Origin of the sequence: Solwaraspora sp. WMMD791, from assembly GCF_029581195.1 — a bacterium.
Taxonomy (GTDB): domain Bacteria; phylum Actinomycetota; class Actinomycetes; order Mycobacteriales; family Micromonosporaceae; genus Micromonospora_E.
The window spans coordinates 794,765-809,151 of record NZ_CP120737.1 but is presented as its reverse complement, the minus strand read 5'-3'; the positions used below and the strand labels follow the sequence as shown (position 1 = coordinate 809,151).

The window sequence follows — 14,387 nt, the reverse complement described above, 5'->3', positions numbered from 1 at the left end:
GGGGAGCAGGACGAGCTGATCGCCGCGCTGCTGGTGGAGCGGGGACCATCCCCGCGTGCGCGGGGAGCAGGCAGGTCCATCGGGGGCCGGGTCGCGGCCCCTGGGACCATCCCCGCGTGCGCGGGGAGCAGCCGCTGTTCGGGGCGACCGCGACAGGGCTGGAGGGACCATCCCCGCGTGCGCGGGGAGCAGCTGCGGGCACGCCGCTGCGGGTGGTCGTCGGCGGGACCATCCCCGCGTGCGCGGGGAGCAGTCGGCACCCACCTGCGGCTACCGCAACGCCCGGGGACCATCCCCGCGTGCGCGGGGAGCAGAAGAAAGCCGGCGACGACCGGCCCCGGTTGCAGGGACCATCCCCGCGTGCGCGGGGAGCAGGTCCACGATGGCGCGCGACCCGCAGGAGACTGGGGACCATCCCCGCGTGCGCGGGGAGCAGTGTCCGCTGGTGCGACGGGCACCCGCACCGCTGGGACCATCCCCGCGTGCGCGGGGAGCAGTCGTCGCGGCGCACGATCCGCGTGGCGATGCTGGGACCATCCCCGCGTGCGCGGGGAGCAGGAGGCCAGGGTGAGGCAGGCGACGGCCGGCGCGGGACCATCCCCGCGTGCGCGGGGAGCAGACTTGTTGACCTGCAGGTTCAGCGACGCAGCAGCCGTTTTCATTCACTTTGGTTTCGCTCCGACTGGTCGATCCCTGACTTGGGGGTGGGAACGCGTCGAGCGAATCGTCGCCGCTTGGACGCTTTGCTCCACCCGGAGGGCGGGGCGACGGCCAGAGCGGCGGGATCCGCTGGTCGTCGGATGAGCATGATGCCGTCGAAGTCGACCGGATGCCAGTGATGGTCATGCACCTTGAACGAGAGCCGCTGCTCTCCGCGAACCTGGTACACCATGAGTGCCCGGCCGGGTCCGGCGAGTTCGGTCACCCGAGCCCAAAGCCGGTCACGAACCCGCGAGGTTACGTGCCCGACGTACACGCCAGCGGCGATCTCCAGCAGCCATTGGGTGAGGTGTCCTCGCAGGCCGGCAGGGCAGGCGGTCAGCACGATGACGACCATCAGAAGTCGACCTCATACTCGTCGGCGTAGTTGATACCACTGGGCATCTCCGCGCCGGACTCGTCCCACAGGTTGACGACGTCCTCGCTGAACGCGTGACCCTCCTGCTGACCTGCGGAGTCGGGCAGGAGCAGTCGACGGATGTCGGCCGCGCACCGATCAAGGAGATTCAGCTCAAACAGCCGGTCGCGGACGGCGCGGCGTGTGTCCGCCGGGACGTCCGCCGATCCTCGCGCGACGACGTCGAAGGCAACCGGGATGCTGATCTCAGCCTTGTACAGGTCGGCGATGTCGTACACGAACGAACGCTCGTGACCTGTGTGGATGAACCCCAGGCCCGGTGCCGCACCGAGCGCGACGATGACGGCGTGGACGATGCCGTACAGGCAGACGTGTGCCGCCGATAGTGCCTGGTTGATCGGATCGGAGCCGGCGAAGTTCTCCGGGTCGTAGTCCCGGTGGGTCCACGTCACTTTCGTACGGCGGGCATGCTCCCGGTAAGTGCGTCTGACCCGCGCTCCTTCCCTGCCCCGCAGTTGCTGCATGGTCAGTTGACCGGTGTCCGCCCCGCAGTTGCTGCATGGTCAGTTGACCGGTGTCCTCGTCGGGAAACCGCATGTCGTACATCGTGCGGGCGACGGCAAGCCGCCGGTCCCGGTGGGACACCGCGGAGGCCTGGGCGACGAGGAGTCGGCTGGATCGGGCAAGGGACCGTCCGTGGGCGTAGTAGCGGACTCCGCGCTCACCGACCCAGACGACTGTGGCGCCGTTGTCAGCGAGCAGCATCATCGCCTGGTGGGTAACGGTGGTGCCGGGTCCGAGCAGCAGCACCCCGAGACTGGCTGCCGGGATGTGAACGGTCCCTTGCGCGTCGGTGGCGGTGATTGCGTTGCTGTCGCGGTGGATGATGCACCGGTCGTGGTAGATGAAGCTGATCCGGTCCTGAGCGCGCACCAGGTCGGGCAGTTCGGGCGGCGGTACGCCGGGGACCTTCATCGTGCGGCGGTTGCCGGGGCGAGGGTCATCAGCCCGCATCCGTACGCCTTGGCGTGCCCGATGCCGGCGGTGAGTGCACGGCGTAGCGCGTCCGGGTCACGGACGGAAAGGACGCCGTCGAAGGTCGCGGTACGGATGACGACAGGGTGGTCTCCCCCACGTCGGCCGAAGCTCTGGGTTGTCTGGCTGTGCAGGATCAGGTTGAGTTCGTCGTCGGCTCCTCGCAGGATGTCGAAGCCGAGGCGTTCGGCCCGATCGACGAGCCATCTGGTTTGCTGGGCGACGGTGACGTGGCCGTACCGGCGGGTGTCGGCGGTCGGATCCTTGGGGCGGCCGTCACGGACGGGGTTGGCGGTCAGCCGGAACGCCCACTGTTGGCTGACGGCGAGGCTGTCGAGGAAGCTGTCGTACGGGCGGGTCAGCCACTTCTCCCCGCTGGTCGGCCAGCCGGCCTGCTCGACGAGGTGGGTGAGGTCGGGTCGGCCGGGGCTGACGATGTAGAGCACCGGCTGGTTGTCGCTGGTGTCGAGCCGCCACAGGGTGCGGCGGCCGTCGCGTGTGTGGTCGCTGTCGGTGGCGAACCCTGACATCACGGCGGCGTGCATGACCTGTGGGGAGCCGAGGAGGCGCCGACTGTCCCTGCGTGCCTTGTTGAAGCGGAAGCGGGTGAGGTACACGTCAGCCTCCGGTGACGATCATCGGGTCGTGGGCGGGGATGTGTGCTGCCCGCGCTTCAGGGTGGGGCAGATCGACGTGTTCCCGGACGACCAGCCGCCAACCGTGTTGACGGTGGGTCGGGTCGAAGCTGACGGGTTCGTCACGGATCGTTTCGGTGAAGGGGTCGGCGGTGTCGGCGTCCCGCAGGATTTCCAGGGTGACGGTCGCTGACCGACTGGTGCGCCGGTGCCACGCAGACGCCTCCCAGGGGTGTTGGCGCAGCACATCGACTGGTATGCCGTCATGCACGCCGAGACTGACGGGCAAAACCGGTGGACAGGATCGTCGGCCGAGGTAGAGCGGAAACTGCGGACGACGTAGTGCGTCATGCAGTCCGGTGAGCAGGTCCCGGGTGCCACCGACGGCGGCGACGAAGACGGCGTCGCTCAGGTAGTGGCGGTAGGACAACGGCAGGGATGATCCGTCGAGTCGTTGCGCTGTCTGGAAGTCACGCACAATGGTGCCGGGCTGGTCGATACGGACGGCGAAACTGAGGTCGAGCAGTTCGGTCAGCGGCTCGGTGCGTCGGATGCCTTTTGCGGCTGCGAGCATGCCGATGACGCCGCTCTTGGTGGGCGCGATCTCGGTGCCGCGGTGGACGAACCGGCTTCTGGCTCCCCATGCCTGTAGCGGTCCGGCGAGCCGCAGCAGCAACGTGTTCATTCTTCCTTCCCGAGTCGTACGGCCACCTCGTCCGCGACGGCGGTCACCAGTTCGGCGAAGGGCAGCACGTCACCGAGCGAGTCGAGCGCTGCGGTGTGGTCGCCGACCCGGCTTACCCAGGCGCCGATCGGCTCCTCGCCGTAGGTGGTCTCGACCGATGTCGCGTAGGCGGCAAGGCGTCCGGCGGCTTCGCGGACCCGGCCGGCCGGTGAGTCGTAGGTGACGACCTCCTCGTAGGCGCCGACGAGGTTGATCGGCTGGGTGTTGCGCAGCCGGACGACGACGGCATCGGGCAGCGTCCGGTTGGCGAAGGTGTTCTGCTTGCCGGTCGGCATGCTCCTGGCGAACGCGGTGAGGAATGCGTGGACGGCCCGGCGGGTTGCTTCAGGGTCGCCGAGGTTGTCGTGGAGCCGGTCGACGTCGAGCGCGGCGTACCGGTAGAGGGTGGATGAGTTGAACTCGACGGTGCCGATCATACCGGCTCCCTGCTCATTCGCGTCGTCCTTGCGGTCGTCGACGGCGGTGAAGTAGTCGAACTCGTTGTTGACGGCGTGCACGCTGATCGCATGGGCGACCTGCACGGCGGCGTCGACGTTGATGTCGGACAGGTCCGCGAGCATCCGACCGAAGAGCGCGATGTCGACGGAGTGGCGCTGGTTCGCGAGCTTCTTCAGCTCCTTGCCGTCGGGGTCCTTGCCGGCACGATGTGCGGCTACGACGTGTGCGGCGATGGCGTCGAGCTGGCTGTGGCTGAGGAAGACCAGGTATTCGGATTCGGCGGCCGCAACAGTGTCGTCTGCCTTGTTCTTGCTGGCCTTCGGCGCCTTTGCTGGCTTGACGAGACCGAGCGCGGCCAGCGCCTTGTTGGCGAGTTCGACCTTGGCTGTCGTGAGGTCGGGTGCCTGGGCGGCGATGAGCTCACCAACGGATTCGCCGAGTCGTTTCGTCCGCTCCCCCAGCTCGGCACGGTCGAGCAGCGTGTCGAACGCGGTGCGGGTAGCGCGCTTCCATGCCTGGCTGGAAACCCTGGCGCGGCGTTGGCCACCGTACACGGCGGTCTTCGGCGAGCCGGTGTCATCGCGGTTGAGGTTGCTCGGCGGGACGGTCTGCAGGATGTGGATATCGATCACGGTACGGCTCATGACTGGTCCTCCGGGGTGTCACTGTCGGCTTTGGTGTCAGTGCGATGGAACTCGCGGCCCCACAACGAGCGGATCTTGTCCGGCCCGCCTGGCACCTGGTATTCACGCAGGTCGTCGGCGAACAGGCCGTAGTCGAGGGTGATGTGCTTGTCGCGCAGCAGCCGGATCAGCCCTCGGCAGTGGTGCAGCGCCTCGGTGTACGTGGCGGCGGTGCCCATGGCGACGAACCGGCGGCGGACGGATTCCGGGTTGGGGTTTTGCGCGGCGAGTAGCGCGACAGCACGGCCGAAGCCGTTTCCGTCGCGGTGCATCCTGCGCTCGTGGGACGACTGCTGGTGCACGGCCCACAGGGTGAGTGCGGCGTGTTTGGCGTGCTCGACCGGCTCCGGGTCGTCGTCGAGCCGTCGAGGCAGAAACTCTGTAGGTACGGCGGTGGCACCGAGTACGTCGAGCCGGGAACCGGTGGGGCTGCCGGCGGCGGCTCGCAGCCGGGCAAGGGTAGCGATCGCGCTGGGTGCGTCGTTGATGAACGCGCTCTGGAGCTTCGCGACCTCTCCGGCGACGTGATCACCGAATGGGCTTCTCCTGCGGACCGCAGCCCGGGTCGGGGGGTTGGTCTGGATCATGTCAGGGCCACTTCCTCCTGCGGACGGTCGGTGGTGTCGGGCTCCGCCGGCTGATCCGCGCCAGCCAGCGGCAGCGCTTTCGACAGTTGGTGGCGGAACCAGACGTCCGCTTTGGCGCTGGTGACGAGGTTGTTGTCGATCTGGCGGCCGGCCCATGCGACCGGTCCGGCTTCGGCGACCATCCGGTCGCCGATGCCTCGCAGCGTGCGCGCGGCGCTCCGGTGCCATGCGGTGCGGGAATCGGCCAGGTCCACCCCGTCGACGAGACCACGCAGCCAGTCGCGGAACTGCTGGTCGAGTGCGGCGTACGCCTCGGCGGCGGTCGCCTCACGCGCACCGTCCAGCCGGTTGTCTTCCCGGACGCCAGCGGCGCGCAGCAGGTTACGACCGAGGGCGACGAGTGCCCGCACGCCTCGATCGGCGGCGTCGGCTGCGCGTTGGATCTCGATGGCGACGTGCGGGTCGGTGACGGCCCGGACCGGCATGGTGACCGCATCGTCGAGTACCTCGTCGATGACGGACTGTTGCGTGCCGTAGACAGCTCCAACGGCGCGGAGTCGGATGACGGGTCGACGCAGAAGGCCCCGGTTCGCGGCATAGCCGGTCCATTCGAGGATGCCGGGGTCGAGGTTGGCTGGTGGCTCGCCGCTGCGACCGCGGCCAGCGGTGCCGGGCAGCATGGCGTCGAGGCCGCGCCACAGCGCCCGGTCAGGAGTGTGGGTGCGGGGTAGGTAGACGGGTGTCGTCTTGAGTGCCTTCTCCTGGGTGGGGCTGCGCCGCCAAGCGGTCATCGGCTCCCGCTGGTGCAGGTCGCGTGGGCTGAGCGGGTCGCCGTACGCCAGGACCACGCCGGTGATGCCGTCGGCGTCGCCGAAAAGTCGGATGCGCCGTGACTGCCAGGTGTAGAGCCGCATCACGCCCGACGGGGTCAGGTCGTCCTGGGCTGCCGGGCCGAGCGGGTCACGCTCCCAGGTCGGTCGGTCATCGTCGTCGCTGCGGAGATAAGGCACGTTGTACGGCACGAGATTGAGTAGCAGGGTCTCGCGCAGGTTGTCGCCTTCGACGAAGACTCCGCCGAGGGATCCGGTGTAGCCGGTGCCGAGTGGGTAGACCTTGCCGCCCTTGACTCGGCTGTCGCCGGCCGCGCCGGACTTGATGCCGGAGATGTCGTACGCGTGGGCATGGACCAGCCAGCGGGCGGCCTCAGCCGGTGAGATACGGTGCAAAGCCGGCCCCGAGCGGGCGGTGAACAGCAACTGCGCCCCGCTGGGGACGTCGGCGATCAGCCGTTCGAGCCCGAAAACCTCGTCCTTGCCGGTTCGTAGGTCGGCGACCTGGTAGAACGGTGCGGTCGGGTGGAGCAGGTCGAACCGTTCGCGGTGTTCGTCGAGGTAGTCGGCGATGTCGTCCACCGGAAGCGTCGGTGTCTCCCAGAGTTGCTCCCAGGTCGAAGTGTCCGGCCCGTCGAGGGTCGCGTGGAGCACCGCGAGCAGTAGCCGCAGGTGGGCGAACTCCTGGGTGGGTAGTTCTCCAGCGAGCCGGCGCAGCTCGGGAGCCCGCCGGAACGCATCGACGAGCGACACCTCTTCGACGTGCCCGTCGAGCCGCTGCACAAGCAGCCAGGGCTGATCAACAAGATCAAAGGACATGGGCTTCCTCATCGTCGTCACGCCAAGCGCTGACACGGATCGGCACACTATCGCCGGCCACTGACATCCTGAACTTGATCTTCGAATACGAATCGCAGTCGCATACAAACCTTGGAAGCGGCATGAGCTGCATAAACACGCCGCAGGGTCGGCGAGCCACGCTGGATCGAGAACCGAAACAAGACCGTAGATTGCAAAAGTGCGGTCTTCTACCTGACACAGGGTCATCCGATCGGGCGGATGCTACGGGCGAATCCGCTATGGCCAGATGACGACCCGTCGCATTTGATGAACGCCTGTGGGTGCACATCAGACACAGCAGCTCAGCCCGGCGGCGGCGTCCGCATGGGGAAAAACGAGCGACGATGGCGGACCTGGTTGGCTGCCGCTGTGGCAGCACCTGGCTGACGCCTCCGATGTGGCGCAGCGGCTCTGGCAGCACTGGCTCAACGACGCCGTACGGCGGCAGTTCAGCGCGGCGCTTCCCGGCGGAGCCGCAGATGGGCCAGGGCTGGTGGCCTGGCTGGCCGGGCTGCACGACATCGGCAAGTGCACGCCTGCGTTCGCCTGCCAGATGCCGAACCTCGCCGGGCGGATGCGCCGACACGGATTGAACTGCGACGACAACCGGATCAACGCCGATAGGCGCCTCGCGCCGCACGCCCTCGCCGGGCAGATCCTGCTGGAGGGCTGGCTGGTCGACCACCACGGCTGGACAGCCTCAGCGGCGAGCACGTTCGCCGTCGTGGTCGGTGGCCACCACGGCGTACCGCCGTCGGACAAAGAGCTGCACACGGCCCGCCACCTCGACCACCTGCTCGGCACCGGGCCGTGGCTGACCGTGCAGCGGGAGCTGCTGGACTGGATGACCGACCGGTGCGGGGTGCGAGACCGGTTGCCGGCCTGGCGGGACGTCCGACTCCCCCAGCCCGTGCAGGCGCTGCTGACCGGAGTGATCGTCGTGGCCGACTGGATCGCCAGCAACCAGGAGTGGTTCCCTGCCTCCTACACTGCCGACGCCGACCGGGCCGAGCGGGGATGGGACGAGGTGGACCTGCCGTCCCCGTGGCACGCCGTCGACCTGGACCTCTCCCCCGACGACATCATCGCCACCCGGTTCGGGCTGCCGGCCGGGGCGAGGGCGTACCCGGTGCAGCGGGCCGTGATCGAGCAGGCCCGGCAGATGACCGCACCGGGTCTGATGATCGTCGAGGCGCCGATGGGCGACGGCAAAACCGAAGCGGCACTCGCTGCCGTCGAGGTGCTCGCCGCCAAGTTCGGAGCATCCGGATGCTTCGTCGCCCTGCCGACCCGGGCCACCAGTGACGCGATGCTGTCCCGAGGATTGACCTGGCTGGAGCGACTACCTGACCAGGACCAGGAACGCGGCGCCTACGCCGTGGCGTTGGCGCACGGCAAGTCCCGGTTCAACGACGAGTACGGCATCTTGCGAATGAGTGGACGCGCCAGCTCGATCGGTGTCGACGAAGCCGGCGTCGACCTGGCCGTACACCGATGGTTGGCTTCCCGGAAGAAGATCCTGCTGTCGGACTTCGTCGTCGGCACCATCGACCAGTTGCTGTTCATGTCGCTGAAGGCCCGCTACGTGGTACTGCGCCATCTCGGGCTCGCTGGCAAGGTCGTCGTGATCGACGAGGCACACGCCTACGACGTGCACATGAGTCAGTATCTGGACCGGGCTCTGGAGTGGCTGGCGGCCTACCGCGTACCGGTGATCGTGCTGTCCGCGACGCTACCGGCGACGCGACGCCAAGCGATGATGCGGGCGTACGACGACGGCAGGCTCGGCCCCACCCCGCGACGGACCCGACGCACGTCCGGACCGGACCCGTACGCAGACCTGGCCGGCGACATCGGCTATCCGGTGCTCACCACCTCCGGCGAGGCGCGTGTCCCCACGGTGCGCACCGCCGCGTCGTCAGGACGGGCGGTGTCGGTGCGGGTGTCCCGCCTCGACGACGACCTCGATCCGCTCGCCGACCTGCTCGCCGACCAGATCGGCCGGGGCGGCTGCGCGCTGGTGGTCCGCAACACGGTGCGTCGGGTCCAGGAGACGGCGGTTGTCCTGCGGGAGCGGTTCGGCGCGGACATCCCGGTGTTCGTGGCGCATTCCCGCTTCCTCGCTCCGGACCGGGCCGCCAACGACCGCTGGCTGGTGGACCGGTTCGGCCCGCCGACGCGAGCCACCGACCGGCCACAGCGGTACGTGGTCGTGGCCAGCCAGGTCGCCGAGGTGTCGCTGGACGTCGACTTCGACTTACTGGTCACCGACCTGGCTCCGGTCGATCTGCTGCTGCAGCGCATGGGCCGATTGCACCGCCACGACCGCAGCCGGCCGGCGCATCTGACAGCCGCCCGCTGTGTCGTCACGGGTGCGGACTGGTCGGCGGAGCCGCCCGAGCCGGTGCAGGGGTCACGGATCGTCTACGGCGACGCTGACCTGTGGCGGGCCGCCGGTGTCCTCTGGCCGCATCTCGACGGCGGCCGGCCGGTGGAGCTGCCAAAGGACATTCCGACGCTGGTGCAGGCCGCGTACGACATACCGCTCGTCGGCCCGGCGGACTGGCATTCGGCGATGCGGGAGGCGGACAAGGCCGCCGACACCAGACGGCAGCGACATCGGACGCAGGCCGGCGCCTACCGTCTCGACTCGGTCGACCCGCAGGCCACCGCCCTGATCGGCTGGCTGGCCGCGCACATCGGCGACGCCGACGCGCGCGGTGACGACGCACGCGGTCGTGGTCACGTCCGTGCCGACTCCGCCGAGTGTCTGGAAGTGATTCTTCTGGTACGCCGTGACGGCCGGCTTCACGTGCCGGACTGGGTCCGGGACGACCCCAGCCGGGAGGTACCGACCGAGACCAGCCCTGACAGCAGGCTGGCCCGCTCGGTCGCTCGTTGCACGCTGGCCCTGCCGCAGATGATGAGCAGCCGCCTCGACGCGGTCATCGCCGAACTGGAAGCCCGCAACTGCTTCCCTGCCTGGAGCACGTCGCACTGGCTGGACGGCGAGCTCGTGCTCGACATCGACGACACCGGGTACGCCCGGGTCGCCGGCTTCGACCTGCACTACGACGCCACCGATGGCCTCACGGTGACCAGGGTAGACGGATAACCGTGGCGGGAGCACCTCGTGGTTGCCACGTCCAGCGGGCATCCACTTCGTCGCCCCTGCCCCATAAGGTATGCAGTCATGCATGCATTGAAGCCGTGGCACGTGGTCGTACTGCTCATCATGAGCCTGCTGTGCGTCGGTGGAACGGTGGCCGTCGTCGCAGCCGCACTCGCGCTGATCAAACGCGGCAAGCGCTGACCCAGCCAGGACACGACCATTCCCGCACACGCGGGCAGCCCAGCTGTGAGGGTTAGCGGTTCCCTGTCCCGAATCATCCCCGCGTACGCGGGGAGCAGTCGTCGGCGAGCAGGACACGCACCGTCTGGTCGGGACCATCCCCGCGCGTGCGAGAAGCAGCCGAACAGCTGGCCGAGGAAAGCCTGCAGCTCCGGACCATCCCCGCGTGCGCGGGGAGCAGCGGTACGCCGGCCGGGCTTCCCCAGAACCTCTGGGACCATCCCCGCGTGCGCGGGGAGCAGGGCCAGACCACCGACCTCGGTGCGCTGCAGTGGGGACCATCCCCGCGTGCGCGGGGAGCAGGGGCCGCCCGCAGGCGGCAATGGCAATCCAGCAGGACCATCCCCGCGTGCGCGGGGAGCAGAGCAAGGCGGCGGCGCAGGCGGCCGGCGTCACGGGACCATCCCCGCGTGCGCGGGGAGCAGAGCAAGGCGCTCAGCCAGTTGCCGTACGCGCGGGGGACCATCCCCGCGTGCGCGGGGAGCAGTTCGCATCCCAGTGGATGCAGCAGCACCCCGAGGGACAATCCCCGCGTGCGCGGGGAGCAGCACAAGCGGGCTGGCCCGTCTGCCAGCGCCACCGGACCATCCCCGCGTGCGCGGGGAGCAGTCCTTCGGGGTGCCTGTTGGCGTTCCCTGCCAAGGACCATCCCCGCGTGCGCGGGGAGCAGCAGGCCGTGTCCGACGCGCAGCGCCCGCCACAGGGACCATCCCCGCGTGCGCGGGGAGCAGTGTTTATGTGCCTTTTCTGCCCACCGGTGCGGGGGACCATCCCCGCGTGCGCGGGGAGCAGCAGTGCAGGGGCAGGTCAGATTCTGGCCAGGGGGGACCATCCCCGCGTGCGCGGGGAGCAGCACCCGCTGTACTGCCGGGCAGCCGGAACCCTGGGACCATCCCCGCGTACGCGGGGAGCAGGCCAGCCGGGTGCGGGCGTCGAGCGCCTTCTGGGGACCATCCCCGCGTACGCGGGGAGCAGTCCCGCAGCGCTTCGCCGGTGTAGTTGTCAACGCCGCCCCAATCGTGACCACCGTGGTCCGGCTGAAACTGGACCACCCCGGTTTGGTTGATCTTCAGTCGTTGGTCTTGGTCGCTGCCGGGACGCGGCCGAGGTCGCGGTCCTTGAGCCGGTAGCTGTCGCCCTTCATCGAGATGACCTCGGCGTGGTGAACAAGCCGGTCGATCATGGCCGCGGCGACGACGTCATCACCGAAGACCTCTCCCCACCGGCCGAAGGGCTTGTTACTGGTGACAATCAGCGAGGCACGTTCGTAGCGGTTCGAAACCAACTGGAAGAACAGGTTCGCCGCTTCGGCTTCGAAGGGGATGTAGCCGACCTCGTCGACGATCACCAGCGGGATCCGGCCGAGTTTGACGAGCTCGTCCTGCAGCCGGCCGGCGTGGTGGGCGTCAGCGAGACGGGACACCCACTGAGCGGCGGTGGCGAACGCGACCCGGTGTCCGGCCTGGCAGGCCCGGATACCGAGACCGATGGACAGGTGGGTCTTGCCGGTGCCGGGCGGCCCCAGGAACACGACGTTCTCCTTCGACGCCACGAAGTCCAGAGTGCCCAGGTGGGCGATCGTCTCCCGCTTCAACGACCGCTGGTGTTCGAAGTCGAACTCCTCCAGGCTCTTGCGTGCCGGGAACCTCGCCGCCCGGATACGTCCCTCACCGCCGTGGGCCTCCCGGGCCGCCACTTCGCGTTGCAGACAGGCGGCGAGGAACTCCTCGTGCGTCCACGACTCCGCCCGGGCCCGCTCCGCGAGCCGGTCCACCGACGCCGCCAACGAGGGCGCCTTCAACGCACGGGTGAGGAAAGCGATCTCGGAGGAGACGTTGCGGTTGCCGGTCGTTCTGGAGGCCATCACGCGGCCGCCTCGGCATCGACACCGAACATGCGGTCGTAGTCGGCCAACCTGCGGTGCTCCACCTCGGCCGTGACCGCCGGTGCCGGCGCCTGCCGCGCGGCGGTCCGCAGATCGGCGGCGGCCTGACGGTGAGCCGGGTCGGTGATGCTCTGATGCCGCGCCCAGCACCGGTCGTGCCGGGCGACGAGACGGCCCTCGCAGAGCACCTGCACCCGGTCGGCGTCAGCGACCACGTCGACCCGGCGGCCCACCACCATCGGGTGCACCGAGTAGTCGTTGCCGTCCAGCCGGACGTAGTGGTCGCGGGGCAGACGGGTGCTCCGCCGCCAGCCGACCACCGGCGCGACCGGCGGCAGCGTCAGCATCGCCGCTCGGTCGGCCTCCCACCGGTCCACCGGCCGGCAGCCCAGCACCCGGTGCCGACGCTGGTTCGCCCGTACCAGCCATTCGGCAAGCTGGGCGTTGAAGTCCCGGGGCGAGCTGAACCGGCGCCCGGGCAGGAACGACGTCTCCAGATAGCCGTTCGCCCGCTCCACCAGGCCTTTGGCTTCCGGGTCCGCCGGCCGGCACTGGAGCACGCGGATCCCGAGAGTGCCACGGAAGCCGTTCATCGCCTCGGTCAACTGCGGCCTGCCGGCACGCCACTGGCCGACCGCGGACTCGTTGTCCCATACCAACGTCCTGGGCACCCGACCCCACCCGGAGATCAACGTCCAGTGTCCGACCAGCAGATCCGCCGACTGCCGGGACGGGATCATCACCGCCGTCAGCCACCGCGAGTACCCGGACACCATCACCATCACCGGCGGCCGTCCGACCTGACCGAACCCCAGGGGCACGTCCGCCGGCGGGAACCACAGATCACACTGCGCCAGCTCACCCGGCAGGTACTCGGTGCGCTGCGCCGGGTCAGGCCGGCGGAACAACGGCCGCAGCCGCTGCACCCGGTCACAGAACACCGTCTTCCCACGGGTCCACCCGACCCGTTCCATGATCACCGTCGAGGGCATGTCCGGGAACTCCGCCAACAACGCCCTGATCTGCGGCTCGACCGCGTCCACGATCGAGCCCTTCGCAGCCCGTCGGTACCGCGGCGGCTCATCACTGGCCAACGCCTTCTTCACGGTGTTGCGAGACATCCTCAACCGCCGTGCGATGGCCTGAATCGCCATACCCTCCGACCGCCGCAGCCGCCGGATCTCCGCCCAGTCCTCCACGCTCAGCACCTCCCGATGCTTCAGGAGGTGGTCCCGATTCAGCCGGAACCACGTGGTCAGTTTTCACGCGGAGCTGACAGTAGTGGACGACGGGACCATCCCCGCGTACGCGGGGAGCAGGTCACGGAGACGACCTCGGTGTCCCCGGAGGCGGGACCATCCCCGCGTACGCGGGGAGCAGGTGGTGGCACGGCTCCAGGCGGCCCCACGGGAGGGACCATCCCCGCGTACGCGGGGAGCAGGCGGACCCGTTCGGCCCACGACCGCAGCCAGCGGGACCATCCCCGCGTACGCGGGGAGCAGGCCGAACAGCAGTTGGTACACCTTGGCCTGTCGGGGACCATCCCCGCGTACGCGGGGAGCAGCCTGCGGTCGACCCGTGGGCCGAGGGCGAAGCGGGACCATCCCCGCGTACGCGGGGAGCAGGAAAGCGCCGAGGTCGACAACGAGGAATTTGAGGGACCATCCCCGCGTACGCGGGGAGCAGGGACGATCACCACCCCGACCGACATAGCCACAGGGACCATCCCCGCGTACGCGGGGAGCAGCAGCAGCCGGCGAGCATGGTTGTCGAACGTGCGGGACCATCCCCGCGTACGCGGGGAGCAGCAGTCGGCGACGACCGGCTCACAGCGGCGCCCGGGACCATCCCCGCGTACGCGGGGAGCAGGGAGACCATGCCGCGATGGCGCGGCTGATCCAGGGACCATCCCCGCGTACGCGGGGAGCAGGGCGGAGCACCAGCGCAGCCCCCAGGGCACCGGGGACCATCCCCGCGTACGCGGGGAGCAGACCGCCCGCAGCACGCTCGCGGTGCCGCCCACGGGACCATCCCCGCGTACGCGGGGAGCAGGGCCACGACGACAACGGCCGCTGCGTCGGCGAGGGACCATCCCCGCGTACGCGGGGAGCAGTGCCGGTCGCCGCGGGCGCCGAGGCCTGGGCAGGGACCATCCCCGCGTACGCGGGGAGCAGAAGTTCGCGGCGTCCCACTGGCCGATCTTCGTGGGACCATCCCCGCGTACGCGGGGAGCAGCTGCGGTCGCGCAGCAGCTCGCCAAGGGGCAGGGGACCATCCCC

At 69.4% G+C, this 14,387-nt stretch carries 10 protein-coding genes, 1 pseudogene and 2 CRISPR repeat arrays (2 of these 13 running past the window's edge); of the genes and pseudogenes, 1 reads left to right on the top strand and 10 read right to left on the bottom strand.

The window, feature by feature from the left end; genetic code table 11:
• Positions 1–619: a CRISPR direct-repeat array (repeat unit 28 nt; unit sequence GGACCATCCCCGCGTGCGCGGGGAGCAG); it reaches 502 nt to the left of the window's first position.
• 39 nt (positions 620–658) lie between these two features.
• From cas2e to casA, 8 genes and pseudogenes are all read right to left on the bottom strand, one after another.
• Positions 659–1,057, bottom strand: coding sequence for a type I-E CRISPR-associated endoribonuclease Cas2e (gene cas2e / locus O7623_RS03460; protein WP_282227129.1), 399 nt, complete (start codon positions 1,055–1,057; stop codon positions 659–661).
• Positions 1,057–1,602, bottom strand: coding sequence for a CRISPR-associated endonuclease Cas1 (gene cas1 / locus O7623_RS03455; protein WP_282227128.1), 546 nt, complete (start codon positions 1,600–1,602; stop codon positions 1,057–1,059). The genes cas2e and cas1 overlap by 1 nt, the downstream gene beginning before the upstream one ends.
• 136 nt (positions 1,603–1,738) lie before the next feature.
• Positions 1,739–2,053 (bottom strand): annotated as a pseudogene (locus tag O7623_RS03450) (type I-E CRISPR-associated endonuclease Cas1); the annotation flags it as partial.
• Positions 2,050–2,730 (bottom strand): type I-E CRISPR-associated protein Cas6/Cse3/CasE, encoded by a 681-nt coding sequence (cas6e, locus tag O7623_RS03445; RefSeq protein ID WP_282227127.1) that lies wholly within the window; start codon positions 2,728–2,730, stop codon positions 2,050–2,052. The gene cas6e and the pseudogene O7623_RS03450, both read right to left, overlap by 4 nt.
• Position 2,731: 1 nt before the next feature.
• A complete protein-coding gene (gene cas5e / locus O7623_RS03440) occupies positions 2,732–3,433 on the bottom strand; it encodes a type I-E CRISPR-associated protein Cas5/CasD (RefSeq protein ID WP_282227126.1) in 702 nt (233 codons plus the stop codon).
• The gene (cas7e, locus tag O7623_RS03435) at positions 3,430–4,575 is read right to left on the bottom strand and encodes a type I-E CRISPR-associated protein Cas7/Cse4/CasC (RefSeq protein WP_282227125.1); all 1,146 of its coding nucleotides are present in this window, start codon (positions 4,573–4,575) and stop codon (positions 3,430–3,432) included. The genes cas5e and cas7e overlap by 4 nt, the downstream gene beginning before the upstream one ends.
• Positions 4,572–5,201 carry a type I-E CRISPR-associated protein Cse2/CasB gene (casB, locus tag O7623_RS03430; protein ID WP_282227124.1) on the bottom strand — a complete coding sequence of 210 codons (630 nt, stop codon included), beginning with the start codon at positions 5,199–5,201 and terminating at the stop codon, positions 4,572–4,574. The genes cas7e and casB overlap by 4 nt, the downstream gene beginning before the upstream one ends.
• A complete protein-coding gene (gene casA, locus O7623_RS03425) occupies positions 5,198–6,862 on the bottom strand; it encodes a type I-E CRISPR-associated protein Cse1/CasA (RefSeq protein WP_282227123.1) in 1,665 nt (554 codons plus the stop codon). Before casA ends, casB begins: the two co-directional genes overlap by 4 nt.
• A 286-nt stretch (positions 6,863–7,148) precedes the next feature.
• Between casA and cas3 the strand changes: the two genes are divergently transcribed.
• A complete protein-coding gene (gene cas3 / locus O7623_RS03420; RefSeq protein ID WP_282227122.1) occupies positions 7,149–9,986 on the top strand; it encodes a CRISPR-associated helicase Cas3' in 2,838 nt (945 codons plus the stop codon).
• Positions 9,987–11,292: 1,306 nt separating this feature from the next.
• On the opposite strand, the gene istB is transcribed toward cas3, so the two are convergent.
• Positions 11,293–12,087 carry an IS21-like element helper ATPase IstB gene (gene istB, locus O7623_RS03415; protein ID WP_282224672.1) on the bottom strand — a complete coding sequence of 265 codons (795 nt, stop codon included), beginning with the start codon at positions 12,085–12,087 and terminating at the stop codon, positions 11,293–11,295.
• The gene (istA, locus tag O7623_RS03410; protein WP_282224673.1) at positions 12,087–13,316 is read right to left on the bottom strand and encodes an IS21 family transposase; all 1,230 of its coding nucleotides are present in this window, start codon (positions 13,314–13,316) and stop codon (positions 12,087–12,089) included. Before istA ends, istB begins: the two co-directional genes overlap by 1 nt.
• 82 nt (positions 13,317–13,398) lie before the next feature.
• Positions 13,399–14,387: direct repeats of the CRISPR family, unit length 29 nt; unit sequence GGGACCATCCCCGCGTACGCGGGGAGCAG (it continues 689 nt past the right edge of the window).